Raw genomic sequence first — 12,515 nt, 5'->3', positions numbered from 1 at the left:
GTGCGGTGGAGACCAAGACGTCACGGTCTTGTGAGGATTGCGTGTGACGCCTGGCTCTCACAGCGGCTTCACAGGTGGCGGGAGGGTTCCGGGGTCACTCGTGTGCCTCCCGTCTCGTCTCCGGCGCGTGGTCTCGCGCGCCGTCTCACACGCGAGGCAACGATTCGGCGGCGAGGCCGCCCTCGATGGCGAGGATCCGGTGCAGCCGGGTGGCCACGAGGAGGCGCTGCATCTGGGGCGGCACCCCGCGCAGCACCAGACGGCGGCCGCAACGGCCTGCCCTGCGGTGGGCGCCCATGATGACCCCGAGCCCGGTGGCGTCCCAGGAGTCGAGGCCGGTCAGGTCGAGCACCAGGTCGCCGACTCCGTCGTCGACGGCCGAGTGCAGGACCGTTCGGGCGTCCGCCGCGCTGCGGACGTCGAGGCGGCCCCCGACGACCAGCTCGGTGTGGTCGCCCCTGATGTGCATATGCGCTCCCCGGGAGTGCTCCGTCGTATGCCCGTCTTCGCAACGACTGACTGCCGCATCGGCAGAAGCGTTGCGCCTTGTAAGCGAACCGATATCGAAATTCACCCCATGGGGTGCGGACGCAGGGGGTGGTCGGACCCCCGTGCGGAATCAGTACGTGTAGAAGCCCTGCCCGCTCTTGCGCCCGATGTCACCCGCGTCCACCATCCGGCGCATCAGCTCCGGCGGGGCGAACTTCTCGTCCTGGGTCTCGGTGTAGATGTTGCTCGTGGCGTTGACGAGGATGTCGACGCCGGTGAGGTCGGTGGTGGTGAGCGGGCCCATGGCGTGCCCGAATCCGAGCTTGCAGGCGATGTCGATGTCCTCGGCGGTGGCCACGCCCGACCCGTACAGCTTGGCGGCCTCGACGACGAGCGCCGAGATGAGGCGGGTGGTGACGAAGCCGGCCACGTCGCGGTTGACGACGATGCAGGTCTTGCCGACGGACTCGGCGAACTCGCGTGCGGTGGCGAGGGTTTCGTCGCTGGTCTTGTAGCCGCGGACGAGCTCGCAGAGCTGCATCATCGGGACCGGCGAGAAGAAGTGGGTGCCGACCACGGCCTCCGGGCGCTCCGTCACCGCGGCGATCTTGGTGATCGGGATGGCGGAGGTGTTGGAGGCGAGGACGGCGCCGTCCTTGGCGACCTTGTCGAGGGAGCGGAAGATCTCGTGCTTGACCTCGAGCTTCTCGAAGACCGCCTCGACGACGATGTCGGCGTCGGCGACCGCGTCCAGCTCGGTGGTGGCGGTGATCCGGCCGAGCGCGGCCTCGGCGTCGGCGGCGTCGAGCTTGCCCTTGGCGACGAAGCGGTCGTAGGAGGTCTTGATGGCGTCGGTGCCCCGGGTCAGCGCGGCGTCGGTGACGTCACGCAGGACGACGTCCCAGCCTGCCTGGGCCGAGACCTGCGCGATGCCGGACCCCATGAGTCCGGCCCCGATGACGGCGAGCTTCCTGGCCACGTGTTCCACCCCTCGATGCCTTTAACTGACGTTGACTTCTGGCTCTTCGGCGGAGATTAGCGGGCGCGGGGCGCCATGTGACCGTGAAGTAATGCGCGTCACGCCCGGTTTGACGGACGTCACACTCGCGACACCCGCCAGGTGGCCGACACGGTGGCGCCGGACGGCTCAGTCCGTCCGTACGGCGTAGTCGAGGACCTTCTCGCCGAGCAGGTCCTCGATGTCGTCGAGCAGGTCGAGGGCTTCGCGGGAGACCTCGGCGGCCTTGCCGCCGGTGGTCATCCGGCTGGTGATGAAGGCGACGACGGTGTCCTGGATCCAGGTGATCTGGCCGCCGACGAGCAGCGGCATCGGGTCGCCGGCGGGGGCGCCGGTGTCCTCGCGCAGGGCCGTGACGGTGGCCTCGCGGACCTCGGTCTGGAGGTAGAAGAGCCGGGCCTTGAGGGTGGGGGCGTCCTCGATCACCCGCATGAAGGCGTCGAAGCCGTCCATCAGGCCGTACGCGGGCGAGACGGCGGTGACGTGGCCGCGGATCTCGCGCAGGACGGCCCGGGTGGCGGACTCCCCGGCGTCGCGGCCGCGGATCATGCGGGCGAGGCGGTGGGTGATGCCCTCCATCCGGTCGAGGAAGAGGTCCTCCTTGGCCGGGAAGTAGTTGTAGACGGTGTTGACGGAGACGTCGGCGGCCTCGGCGATCTCCGCCACCGTCACGGCCGCGAAGCCGCGTTCGAGGAAGAGCCCGGTCGCGATGTCCGAGATCCGCTGTTTCGTCTGACGCTTCTTGCGCTCCCTGAGCCCCTCAGCCATGCCCTGATTCTAGGGGGCGTGGATTTTTGGGGACGTTGCACAATTTCAGAGTCTCTGTTTTTGTAGTCGCTATGCCAATCATCAGCACCTCCGGGCTCGCCCGGACCTTCCGCACGCCCAAAGGCGAGGTCGAGGCGGTCCGCGGGATCGACCTCACCGTGCGCCCGGGCGAGATCCTCGGCTTCCTCGGCCCCAACGGCGCCGGCAAGACCACCACGCTGCGCATGCTGAGCACCCTGCTGCCGCCCACCGGCGGCGCCGCCACCGTCGCCGGCCACGACCTGCTCCGCGACCCCGTCGGCGTACGGCGCCGGATCGGGTACGTCGCCCAGGCCGGCGGCGTCGACCCGCAGGAGACCGTGCGCTCCGAACTCGTCCTCCAGGGACGGCTCTACGGGCTCTCCCGCCCGCGCGCGGCCGCCCGCGCCGGCGAGCTCGCCGAGGACCTCGGGCTCACCGGTCTCCTCGACCGCAGGACCACCGCACTCTCCGGCGGCCAGCGGCGCAGGCTCGACCTCGCGCTCGGCCTGACCCACCGCCCCGAGCTGCTCTTCCTCGACGAGCCGACGACCGGCCTCGACCCCGGCAGCCGCGCCGACCTGTGGGCGCTGGTGCGGCGGCTGCGCGACGAGTACGGCACCACCGTCGTGCTCACCACCCACTACCTCGACGAGGCCGACGCCCTCGCCGACCGCCTGGTGATCGTGGACGAGGGCGTCGTCGTCGCCGAGGGCACCCCGGCCGCGCTCAAGGCCGCGCACGGCGCGAGCACCCTCCAGGACGCCTTCCTCGCCATCACCGGACGCGGCCCCGCGCCCGCCGACCGGACCCCCGTCGCCGTCTGACGACAGACTCAGAGGAGCCCCCGCCATGCTGTGGCACGAGACCGCCGTCCTCTTCGGGCGCTACGCCCGGCAGACCCTGCGCTCGCCCTTCCAGATCTTCTTCGGCGCCCTGATGCCGCTGCTCTACCTGCTCTTCTTCGGCCCGCTGCTCACCGGCCTGCCGCTCGGCCAACCGGGCGACTCCTGGCAGGTCCTCGTCCCCGGACTGCTCCTCCAGCTCGGGCTGTTCGGCGCCTCCTTCGCCGGCTTCGCCGTCATCATGGAGAAGAACTGGGGCGTCCTCGAACGGATGCGCGTGACCCCGGTCAGCCGGCTCGCGCTGCTGCTCGGCCGGGTCCTGCGCGACGCCGCGCTCTTCGTCTTCCAGGCCGTCCTGGTGGTGCTCGCCGCCCTGCTCATGGGACTCAGGGCGCCGCTCGGCGGCATCCTGACCGGCTTCGCCTTCGTCGCCCTGCTGACCTTCGCGCTCGCCTCCCTCTCGTACTCACTGGCGCTGAAGCTGCGCAGCCCGCAGGAGTTCGGCCCCGCGATCAACACGCTCGCGATGCCCTCGATGCTGCTGTCCGGGCTGATGCTGCCGATGGCCCTCGCCCCCGGCTGGCTCGACGTGCTCTCGCACCTGATGCCCTTCCGCTACCTGGTGGACGCCGTCCGGGACGCGTACGTCGGGCGGTACGCGACCACGACGATGCTGTACGGGGTCGTGGTCGCCCTCGGGCTCACGGCGCTCGCCGTGACGGTGGGCACACGGACCTTCCGGAAGGCCGGGGCGTAACTACGCTGGTGCCATGGTCAATCTGACGCGCATCTACACCCGTACCGGCGACAAGGGCACCACCGCCCTCGGCGACATGAGCCGGACCGCCAAGACCGATCTGCGGATCTCGGCCTACGCCGACGCCAACGAGGCCAACGCCGTCATCGGCACGGCCATCGCGCTCGGGCAGCTCGGCGAGGACGTGGTGAAGGTCCTCGTCCGCGTCCAGAACGACCTGTTCGACGTGGGCGCGGACCTGTCCACCCCGGTGGTCGAGGACCCGAAGTACCCGCCGCTGCGCGTCGAGCAGTCGTACATCGACAAGCTGGAGGCGGACTGCGACGGCTTCCTGGAGCAGCTCGACAAGCTCCGCTCCTTCATCCTGCCCGGCGGCACGCCCGGCGCTGCGCTGCTGCACCAGGCGTGCACGGTGGTCCGGCGCGCGGAGCGGTCGACGTGGGCGGCCATGGAGGTGCACGGGGAGACGATGAACCCGCTGACCGCCACGTACCTGAACCGGCTGTCAGACCTGCTCTTCATCCTTGCCAGGACGGCGAACAAGGAGGTCGGGGACGTCCTGTGGGTCCCGGGCGGGGACCGCTGACTCCGGCTCGCCCGCCGGGGCCTTCTTCGGCCGGATCGCGTAGCTGAGCGCGATCAGGCCGTGGATGCCGGCCGTCCGCCAGGCGACGAGGATCCAGCCGCTCAGCGAGTCGGTGTTCCCGTCGTCGCCGACGTACCCGATGGCGAGGAGCAGCAGTACGGACGCGACGGCCGCCGCGGTCACCGAGCCCAGCCAGATCCTGCCCTCGTGCCGGGCGCGGGCCATGCCGTAGCGCGGGGGCCTCGCGGGCGGCGGCGCGCCGCCGAAGCGGTGCGCGGCGTGCCCGTCGAGCCACTTCACGGTGCGGTGGCCATGGCCGACGGTGTAGCCGATGTAGAGCGCGGCCAGCCCGTGCTTCCAGCTGGGGTCGGCCCCGTTCTTCAGGTCGATCGCGGTGACGACGAGGAGCACGACTTCCAGCAGCGGCTCGCAGAGCAGCAGGGCGAGGCCGGTGCGCGGCATCCTGAGCAGGTAGCGCGTGGCGAGTCCCGCGGCCAGCAGGACCCAGAAGCCGACCTCGCAGATCACGATCAGCGTGACGATCACGGCAGTCCCCTTTCGGTTCCCTTCCAGGCTTCCGTGGGCGGCGGCCGGAAACGTCGTCGCCGGTGAGGAACCACGTCTACATCCTTCGACGGAGGCACACCTCGGCCCCGGCGGGGACGTCCGCTCCCCGGGCAGCGTGTTGGATGAGGACGTGCGACTCCCCCGACCCCATCGCGACGACCTGTTCATCGCCGCCGCCGGACTGGCCTGCGGCCTGCTCCTGTGGTCGTTCGGACTGTTCACCAAGACGGACGCCGTCCTCCCGCAGCGCTGGGCGACGCTGGTCCCGCTCTTCGTGATGGCGTCGATGGAGGCGCTGCGCCGCACCAGGCCCCAGTTCGCGCTGACCGTCGGCACCCTCGCGATCGTCGGGGACCAGTTCACCCACGGCAATCTCGTCACCGTGCTGATGTTCACGGACGTGGTCTACGCGGCCGTGGTGTACGGATCGCCCTCCTCCGCCCGGCGCATCCCGTACACGACCGGTCTGATCACCGTCGGCGGCACGATCGGGCTGCTGCTGTGGTGGCAGGACGCGATCGCGCTGCTCGTCGGCGTGGTCAGCGGCATGGTCTCGTTCCTTCCCGCCGTGACCGGCGCCGTCGTGCGCAACCACCGGGAGGCCGCGGAGGCGGCGCGGCTGCGCGCCGAGCAGACGGCGCTGCTCGCCGAGATGGACCGGGCGCAGGCGGTGGTCGCCGAGCGCGCCCGGATGGCCCGCGAGCTGCACGACATGGTCGCCAACCACCTCTCGGCGATCGCGATCCACTCCACGGCGGCGCTCTCGCTCGACGACGAGGCGACCACCCGGCAGGCGCTGACGGTGATCCGGGAGAACAGCGTGGAGGGCCTGGCCGAGATGCGGCGGCTGATCGGCCTGCTGCGGGACAGCAGCGGCGACGCCGAGCCGGCGGCCGCACCCACGCTGGCCGGGCTGGACGCACTGGTCGCCCAGGCAGGGGCCAACGGGGCGTCCAGCGGGCTCACGTTCACGCTCGACGACACCCGCCGGGAGAGCGGCGAGCCGCTTCCTGCGCCCGTCGAGCTCGCCGCGTACCGGATCGTGCAGGAGTCGCTGACGAACGCGCTCAAGCATGCCCCGGCCGGTGCGGTCAGGGTGTTCCTGGCCAGGAACGCTCGGGCGCTGACGGTACGGGTGACCAGCCCGTTCGGTGACCGGCCGGGACCGCGTGCGCCCGGCTCGGGGGCCGGCCTGGTCGGGATGCGCGAGCGGGTGGCACTGCTCGGCGGGGAGTTCGAGGCAGGGCCCGTCCCGGACCGGGACGGGACGAAGATCTGGCGGGTGCGGGCCGAGCTGCCCGCCGAGGAGAGGACACCGGAGGCATGACGATCCGGATCGTGGTCGCCGAGGACCAGAGCGCGGTACGCGCCGGGCTCGTGCTGATTCTCGGCAGTGCGCCGGACATCGAGGTGGTGGGCGAGGCCGCGGACGGTGAGCGGGCCGTCGAGCTGGCCCGCGAACTGCGGCCCGACCTGGTCCTGATGGATGTGCAGATGCCGCGGATGGACGGGGTGACGGCGACCCGGCACGTGGTGTCCGAGGGTCTGGCCGATGTGCTCGTCCTGACCACCTTCGACCTCGACGAGTACGTGTTCGGGGCGCTGCGGGCGGGGGCGGCGGGCTTCCTGCTGAAGAACACGGAGGCGAAGGAGCTGATCGAGGGGGTGCGGACGGTGGCGCGCGGCGAGGGTCTGATCGCCCCCGCGGTGACCCGCCGGCTGATCGCGGAGTTCGCGGCGCCGCGCCGTCCGGTGCGGGCGCCGGGCGGTGCCGATCCCTCGGTCGTCGACCGGCTGACGCCCCGGGAGCGCGAGGTGCTGTCGGCGCTGGGTTCGGGCCTGTCGAACGCGGAGATCGCGGCACGGCTCGACATGGCGGAGGCGACGGTGAAGACGCACGTCAGCAAGGTGCTGGGGAAGCTGGAGCTGCGCAGCCGGGTCCAAGCGGCTGTGCTGGCACAGGAGTTGGGAATCTGACGGGCCGGGTTCCAACGTTGGTCTGGACCTCTTGACGGCTGGTCCAGACCTTTCTACGCTCGCGGGGCGCGCGCACCTTCGGACCACCCCCACCCCATGTCGTCCGCAACTTGAGGAGCACCGTTGAGCACTCAAGCACCGACGCGCAGAGCAGGGTTCAGACACCGGGCCGCCGCCGGTCTGACCGCCCTCGTCCTGCCCCTGGCCGCGATGATCGGCCTCGCCGCACCCGCCGAGGCCGCCGCCTCCGCCACCGCCACGTACACCAAGGTCTCCGACTGGGGCACCGGCTTCGAGGGCAAGTGGACGGTGAAGAACACCGGAACCACCCCCCTCTCCTCCTGGACCGTCGAGTGGGACTACCCCTCCGGCACCGCGGTCACCTCCGCCTGGGACGCCACCGTCACCAGCTCCGGAACCCACTGGACCGCCAAGAACGTCGGCTGGAACGGCACCCTCGCCCCCGGCGCCACCGTCTCCTTCGGCTTCAACGGCACCGGATCCGGCGCCCCGAGCGGCTGCAAGGTCAACGGCGGCTCCTGCGACGGCTCCACCCAGCCCGGTGACAGTGCGCCCTCGGCGCCCGGCACCCCCGTCGCCTCCGCCGTCACCGACACCTCGGTCAAGCTGACCTGGACCGCCGCCACTGACGACAAGGGCATCAAGAACTACGACGTCAAGCGGGACGGCGCGACGATCGCCACGGTCACCGGACTCACGTACACCAACAGCGGGCTCACCGCCGGCACCGACTACAGCTACACGGTCGTCGCCCGCGACACCATCGACCAGACCGGCCCCGCCAGCGGCGCCGTGAGCGTCCGCACCACGGGCGGCGGCGGGGGCAACCCCAACCCCGGCGCCACCGTGAAGATGGGCTACTTCACCAACTGGGGCGTCTACGGCCGCAACTACCACGTCAAGAACATCGTGACCTCGGGCTCCGCGGCGAAGATCACCCACATCAACTACGCCTTCGGCAACGTCACCGGCGGCAAGTGCACCATCGGCGACTCCTACGCCGACTACGACAAGGCCTACACCGCCGACCAGTCCGTCGACGGCGTCGCCGACACCTGGGACCAGCCGCTGCGCGGCAACTTCAACCAGCTGCGCAAGCTGAAGAAGGCCTACCCCAACATCAAGGTCATCTGGTCCTTCGGCGGCTGGACCTGGTCAGGCGGCTTCGGCCAGGCCGTGCAGAACCCGACCGCGTTCGCGCAGTCCTGCTACGACCTGGTGGAGGACCCGCGCTGGGCCGACGTCTTCGACGGCATCGACCTCGACTGGGAGTACCCGAACGCCTGCGGTCTGTCCTGTGACACCAGTGGCCCGGCCGCCTTCAAGAACATGATGCAGGCCATGCGCGCCAAGTTCGGCAGCAGCGCGCTCGTCACCGCGGCCGTCACGGCCGACGCCTCCTCCGGCGGCAAGATCGACGCCACCGACTACGCGGGCGCGGCGCAGTACATGAACTGGTTCAACGTGATGACGTACGACTTCTTCGGCGCCTGGGCGGCGCAGGGCCCGACGGCCCCGCACTCCCCGCTCACCTCGTACGCCGGCATCCCGCAGGCGGGCTTCAACTCCGCCGAGGCGATCGCCAAGTACAAGGCCAAGGGCGTCCCGGCCGCCAAGCTGCTGCTCGGCATCGGCTTCTACGGCCGCGGCTGGACCGGCGTCACCCAGTCCGCCCCCGGCGGCACCGCCACCGGACCCGCCGCCGGCACCTACGAGCAGGGCATCGAGGACTACAAGGTCCTGAAGAACTCCTGCCCGGCCAACGGCACCGTCGCCGGCACCGCGTACGCCCACTGCGGCACCAACTGGTGGAGCTACGACACCCCGGCCACCGTCACCTCGAAGATGAGCTGGGCCAAGAACCAGGGCCTGGGCGGCGCCTTCTTCTGGGAGTTCAGCGGCGACACCGGCAACGGCGAGCTGGTGGGAGCCATCAACAGCGGGCTGAACTAGCCCCACGGAAAACGCGGCGGGGACGGTGCAGCACACCGTCCCCGCCGTCACGTTTCGCGTTCGGTCACGCCACGTTCACTCTCTGGCCCGGCGGCGCCGCCTCCAGCCAGGCCAGGAAGCCGGTCAGGGCGTCCTCGCTCATCGCCAGCTCCAGCCGGGTGCCCCGGTGCAGACAGCCCTGGATGACCGAGTCGGAGAGCAGCGCGAGCTCCTCCTCGCCCTCCGGCATCCGGCGCTCGAGGACCTCGATGGCCGAGCGCTCCAGGACGCGGCGGGGGCGGGGCGCGTACGAGAAGACCCGGAACCAGGCGATCTCGTCACCGCTGTAGCGGGCCACCCCGTACACCCAGCCCTTGCCGGTGGAGTCCGGCGTCTCGGGGATGTTCCAGCGCAGGGAGCAGTCGAAGGTGCCGCCGGCCCGCTGGATCAGCCTGCGGCGCAAGCCGAAGACGAAGAGCCCGATCACCACCAGTGCGACGACCAGGCCGCACACGAGCAGAGCGAGGAACATCTTCACCGACCTCCTCGCTGCGTCCCGTAACCGGTGGAACCGGCCTGACCGAATACAACTTGCATCTGCATCGCCTCAGCCGCGGCACGGTCTGGAAAATTCCAGCCGTACCGCGGCTGAGGGCTGGCTCTCGGCGCGGTCCGCTAGCGGACCGATACCGCGCGCAGCCGGACCTCGGCGCGCCGCTCGGCGGCGGCGTCCGACTCCGTCTTCGCGCGCTCCAGCGCACGCTCGGCGCGCTGGGCGTCGATCTCGTCCGCCAGCTCGGCGATCTCCGCGAGCAGAGAAAGCTTGTCGTCGGCGAAGGAGATGAAACCGCCGTGGACGGCGGCCACGACAGTGCCGCCCTCGCTCGTACGGATCGTCACGGGGCCCGACTCCAGCACACCGAGCAGCGGCTGGTGACCGGGCATGACGCCGATGTCGCCGGAGGTCGTACGCGCGATGACCAGGGTGGCCTCGCCGGACCAGACACTCCGGTCCGCTGCGACCAGCTCGACGTGCAGCTCAGCAGCCAAGGGTGGCTCCTCGGGTCACCACCCGGCGGTGCTGCCGGGTGTTGGGATCAATTCTAGAGGGCGTGAAGAGGGGGGCGGGAACGGTCCCGCCCCCCTCAGGCGAGCACGGGGCTCAGGAGACGCCGAGCTCCTTGGCGTTCTTCTTGAGGTCCTCGAGACCACCACACATGAAGAAGGCCTGCTCCGGGAAGTGGTCGTACTCTCCGTCGCAGATCGCGTTGAACGCGGCGATCGACTCGTCGAGCGGAACGTCCGAACCGTCCACACCGGTGAACTGCTTCGCCGCGTGGGTGTTCTGGGACAGGAAGCGCTCGACACGGCGGGCGCGGTGGACAACGAGCTTGTCCTCCTCGCTCAGCTCGTCGATACCGAGGATCGCGATGATGTCCTGGAGGTCCTTGTACTTCTGCAGGATGCCCTTGACGCGCGTGGCGGCGTCGTAGTGGTCCTGCGCGATGTAACGCGGGTCCAGGATCCGGGACGTGGAGTCCAGCGGGTCCACGGCCGGGTAGATGCCCTTCTCGGAGATCGGACGGGAGAGAACCGTCGTCGCGTCGAGGTGGGCGAAGGTGGTCGCCGGCGCCGGGTCGGTGAGGTCGTCGGCGGGGACGTAGATCGCCTGCATCGAGGTGATCGAGTGACCACGGGTCGAGGTGATGCGCTCCTGGAGGAGACCCATCTCGTCGGCCAGGTTCGGCTGGTAGCCCACCGCGGAGGGCATACGGCCGAGCAGGGTCGACACCTCGGAACCGGCCTGGGTGAAGCGGAAGATGTTGTCGATGAAGAACAGCACGTCCTGCTTCTGCACATCGCGGAAGTACTCCGCCATGGTCAGACCGGCCAGGGCGACGCGCAGACGGGTGCCCGGGGGCTCGTCCATCTGGCCGAAGACCAGCGCGGTCTTGTCGAGAACGCCGGCCTCCTCCATCTCGACCATGAGGTCGTTGCCCTCACGGGTGCGCTCGCCGACGCCCGCGAAGACCGACACACCCTCGTGCAGCTTCGCCACACGCATGATCATTTCCTGGATCAGAACGGTCTTGCCGACACCGGCACCACCGAACAGACCGATCTTTCCACCCTTGACGTACGGGGTGAGAAGGTCGACGACCTTCAGGCCGGTCTCGAACATCTCGGTCTTGGACTCGAGCTGGTCGAAGGCCGGGGCCTTGCGGTGGATCGCCCAGCGGTCGGCGTCGGCGACCGTGGCCGGGTCGTCGTTCAGGACCTCGCCCAGGGTGTTGAACACCTTGCCCTTGGTGACGTCGCCGACCGGCACCGTGATGCCGTCGCCCGTGTCGGTCACCGGGGCCTGGCGGACCAGACCGTCGGTGGGCTGCATGGAGATGGTGCGGACGATGCCGTCACCGAGGTGCTGCGCGACCTCGAGGGTCAGCGTCTTGGTGCCCTCGCCGGACGGGTCCGGCACCTCGACGTTCAGCGCGTTGTAGATCTCCGGCATCGCGTCGACGGGGAACTCCACGTCGACGACCGGGCCGATGACCCGGGCGACGCGGCCCGTGGCGGCGGCCGTCTCAACAGTGGTCGTCATTACTTGTCACTCCCCGCGGTCGCGTCGGCCAGGGCTGCGGTGCCACCGACGATCTCGCTGATTTCCTGGGTGATTTCGGCCTGTCGGGCCGCGTTGGCAAGTCGGGAGAGGTTGTTGATCAAGTCTCCCGCGTTGTCGGTCGCCGACTTCATCGCACGTCGCGTGGCGGCGTGCTTGGAAGCGGCCGACTGCAGCAGCGCGTTGTAGATCCGGCTCTCGACGTACCGCGGCAGCAGGGCGTCGAGGACGTCCTCCGCCGACGGCTCGAAGTCGTACAGCGGGCGGAGCGTGTCCGGCTCGCCGGCCTCCTTCGCCACCTCGTCGAGGCTGAGGGGCAGCAGCCGGGCCTCGACCGCCGTCTGCGTCATCATCGAGACGAACTCGGTGTAGATGATGTGGAGCTCGTCCACACCGCCCTCTGCCGTGTCCTTCTCGATCGCCTCGATCAGCGGCGCCGCGATGGTCTTGGCGTCCGCGTACGTGGGCTCGTCCGTGAAGCCGGTCCACGTGTCGCTCAGCTTCCGCTCACGGAAGTTGAAGTGCGCGACACCGCGACGACCGACGACGTAGACGTCGACCTCGTGGCCCTTGCCCTCCAGCTCCTTGATGAGCTTCTCCGCCGCCTTGATGGCGTTGGAGTTGAAGGCGCCGGCCAGACCGCGGTCGCTGGAGAGGAGCAGAACCGCGGCGCGGGCCGGGTTCTCCGCCTCGGTGGTCAGCGGGTGCTTGTCGTTCGCACCCGTGGCCACCGCGGTCACCGCGCGGGTGAGCTCGGTCGCGTACGGGGTCGACGCCTGCACCTTGCGCTGTGCCTTGACGACACGCGAGGCGGCGATCATCTCCATCGCCTTGGTGATCTTCTTCGTCGCGGTGACGGATTTGATGCGACGCTTGTAGACCCGGAGCTGCGCTCCCATGAGTCAGGTCCCTTCCGT

General features: G+C 70.0%; 14 protein-coding genes. 6 read left to right on the top strand and 8 right to left on the bottom strand.

What is annotated here, in order from left to right; translation table 11 throughout:
• Positions 1-145: 145 nt before the first annotated feature.
• The 3 genes from ACIGEZ_RS21535 to ACIGEZ_RS21525 form a co-directional block, all read right to left on the bottom strand.
• Complete coding sequence (locus ACIGEZ_RS21535; RefSeq protein WP_352076221.1) at positions 146-469, bottom strand: STAS domain-containing protein; 324 nt, start codon at positions 467-469, stop codon at positions 146-148.
• 150 nt (positions 470-619) lie between these two features.
• Entirely contained in the window at positions 620-1,468 is an 849-nt protein-coding gene (locus ACIGEZ_RS21530) for a 3-hydroxyacyl-CoA dehydrogenase family protein (protein ID WP_399833384.1), read from the bottom strand.
• A 168-nt stretch (positions 1,469-1,636) separates the two neighbouring features.
• Entirely contained in the window at positions 1,637-2,275 is a 639-nt protein-coding gene (locus ACIGEZ_RS21525) for a TetR/AcrR family transcriptional regulator (protein WP_399833382.1), read from the bottom strand.
• A gap of 71 nt (positions 2,276-2,346) precedes the next feature.
• On the opposite strand from ACIGEZ_RS21525, the gene ACIGEZ_RS21520 reads away from it, so the two are divergent.
• The 3 genes from ACIGEZ_RS21520 to ACIGEZ_RS21510 are packed head-to-tail and all read left to right on the top strand — an operon-like array spanning position 2,347 to position 4,481.
• Entirely contained in the window at positions 2,347-3,120 is a 774-nt protein-coding gene (locus tag ACIGEZ_RS21520) for an ABC transporter ATP-binding protein (protein ID WP_399833380.1), read from the top strand.
• Between the two features lie 25 nt (positions 3,121-3,145).
• Positions 3,146-3,895, top strand: coding sequence for an ABC transporter permease (locus ACIGEZ_RS21515; RefSeq protein ID WP_399833378.1), 750 nt, complete (start codon positions 3,146-3,148; stop codon positions 3,893-3,895).
• A 13-nt stretch (positions 3,896-3,908) separates the two neighbouring features.
• Positions 3,909-4,481, top strand: coding sequence for a cob(I)yrinic acid a,c-diamide adenosyltransferase (locus ACIGEZ_RS21510; RefSeq protein ID WP_399833376.1), 573 nt, complete (start codon positions 3,909-3,911; stop codon positions 4,479-4,481).
• Here the strand turns inward: ACIGEZ_RS21510 and ACIGEZ_RS21505 are convergent.
• Positions 4,401-5,027, bottom strand: a complete 627-nt coding sequence (locus ACIGEZ_RS21505) for a hypothetical protein (protein ID WP_399833374.1) — start codon at positions 5,025-5,027, stop codon at positions 4,401-4,403. The genes ACIGEZ_RS21510 and ACIGEZ_RS21505 overlap by 81 nt on opposite strands.
• 151 nt (positions 5,028-5,178) lie before the next feature.
• Between ACIGEZ_RS21505 and ACIGEZ_RS21500 the strand changes: the two genes are divergently transcribed.
• From ACIGEZ_RS21500 to ACIGEZ_RS21490, 3 genes are all read left to right on the top strand, one after another.
• The gene (locus ACIGEZ_RS21500; RefSeq protein WP_399833372.1) at positions 5,179-6,375 is read left to right on the top strand and encodes a sensor histidine kinase; all 1,197 of its coding nucleotides are present in this window, start codon (positions 5,179-5,181) and stop codon (positions 6,373-6,375) included.
• A complete protein-coding gene (locus tag ACIGEZ_RS21495) occupies positions 6,372-7,025 on the top strand; it encodes a response regulator (RefSeq protein WP_399833370.1) in 654 nt (217 codons plus the stop codon). Before ACIGEZ_RS21500 ends, ACIGEZ_RS21495 begins: the two co-directional genes overlap by 4 nt.
• A gap of 123 nt (positions 7,026-7,148) precedes the next feature.
• A complete protein-coding gene (locus ACIGEZ_RS21490; protein WP_399833368.1) occupies positions 7,149-8,999 on the top strand; it encodes a glycosyl hydrolase family 18 protein in 1,851 nt (616 codons plus the stop codon).
• A gap of 64 nt (positions 9,000-9,063) precedes the next feature.
• Here ACIGEZ_RS21490 and ACIGEZ_RS21485 read toward each other — a convergent pair whose 3' ends face one another.
• From ACIGEZ_RS21485 to ACIGEZ_RS21470, 4 genes are all read right to left on the bottom strand, one after another.
• A complete protein-coding gene (locus ACIGEZ_RS21485; RefSeq protein WP_399833366.1) occupies positions 9,064-9,510 on the bottom strand; it encodes a DUF2550 domain-containing protein in 447 nt (148 codons plus the stop codon).
• A 143-nt stretch (positions 9,511-9,653) separates the two neighbouring features.
• Positions 9,654-10,028 (bottom strand): F0F1 ATP synthase subunit epsilon, encoded by a 375-nt coding sequence (locus tag ACIGEZ_RS21480; RefSeq protein WP_399833364.1) that lies wholly within the window; start codon positions 10,026-10,028, stop codon positions 9,654-9,656.
• Positions 10,029-10,140: 112 nt separating this feature from the next.
• Positions 10,141-11,580, bottom strand: a complete 1,440-nt coding sequence (atpD, locus tag ACIGEZ_RS21475) for a F0F1 ATP synthase subunit beta (RefSeq protein WP_399833362.1) — start codon at positions 11,578-11,580, stop codon at positions 10,141-10,143.
• Positions 11,580-12,497, bottom strand: a complete 918-nt coding sequence (locus ACIGEZ_RS21470; protein WP_399833360.1) for a F0F1 ATP synthase subunit gamma — start codon at positions 12,495-12,497, stop codon at positions 11,580-11,582. The genes atpD and ACIGEZ_RS21470 overlap by 1 nt, the downstream gene beginning before the upstream one ends.
• Between the last annotated feature and the right edge of the window lie 18 nt (positions 12,498-12,515).

The sequence above is a fragment of the Streptomyces sp. NPDC085481 genome (assembly GCF_044541845.1).
Classification (GTDB): domain Bacteria; phylum Actinomycetota; class Actinomycetes; order Streptomycetales; family Streptomycetaceae; genus Streptomyces.
This window is presented reverse-complemented; position numbering and strand designations above follow the sequence as displayed.

What these genes read in the sequence shown, in the direction of transcription:
- ACIGEZ_RS21535 (WP_352076221.1), bottom strand. Translation starts at nt 469, where the DNA reads ATGCACATCAGGGGCGACCACACCGAGCTGGTCGTCGGGGGCCGCCTC.
- ACIGEZ_RS21525 (WP_399833382.1), bottom strand. Translation starts at nt 2,275, where the DNA reads ATGGCTGAGGGGCTCAGGGAGCGCAAGAAGCGTCAGACGAAACAGCGG.
- ACIGEZ_RS21520 (WP_399833380.1), top strand. Translation starts at nt 2,347, where the DNA reads ATGCCAATCATCAGCACCTCCGGGCTCGCCCGGACCTTCCGCACGCCC.
- ACIGEZ_RS21515 (WP_399833378.1), top strand. Translation starts at nt 3,146, where the DNA reads ATGCTGTGGCACGAGACCGCCGTCCTCTTCGGGCGCTACGCCCGGCAG.
- ACIGEZ_RS21510 (WP_399833376.1), top strand. Translation starts at nt 3,909, where the DNA reads ATGGTCAATCTGACGCGCATCTACACCCGTACCGGCGACAAGGGCACC.
- ACIGEZ_RS21495 (WP_399833370.1), top strand. Translation starts at nt 6,372, where the DNA reads ATGACGATCCGGATCGTGGTCGCCGAGGACCAGAGCGCGGTACGCGCC.
- ACIGEZ_RS21485 (WP_399833366.1), bottom strand. Translation starts at nt 9,510, where the DNA reads ATGTTCCTCGCTCTGCTCGTGTGCGGCCTGGTCGTCGCACTGGTGGTG.
- atpD (WP_399833362.1), bottom strand. Translation starts at nt 11,580, where the DNA reads ATGACGACCACTGTTGAGACGGCCGCCGCCACGGGCCGCGTCGCCCGG.
- ACIGEZ_RS21470 (WP_399833360.1), bottom strand. Translation starts at nt 12,497, where the DNA reads ATGGGAGCGCAGCTCCGGGTCTACAAGCGTCGCATCAAATCCGTCACC.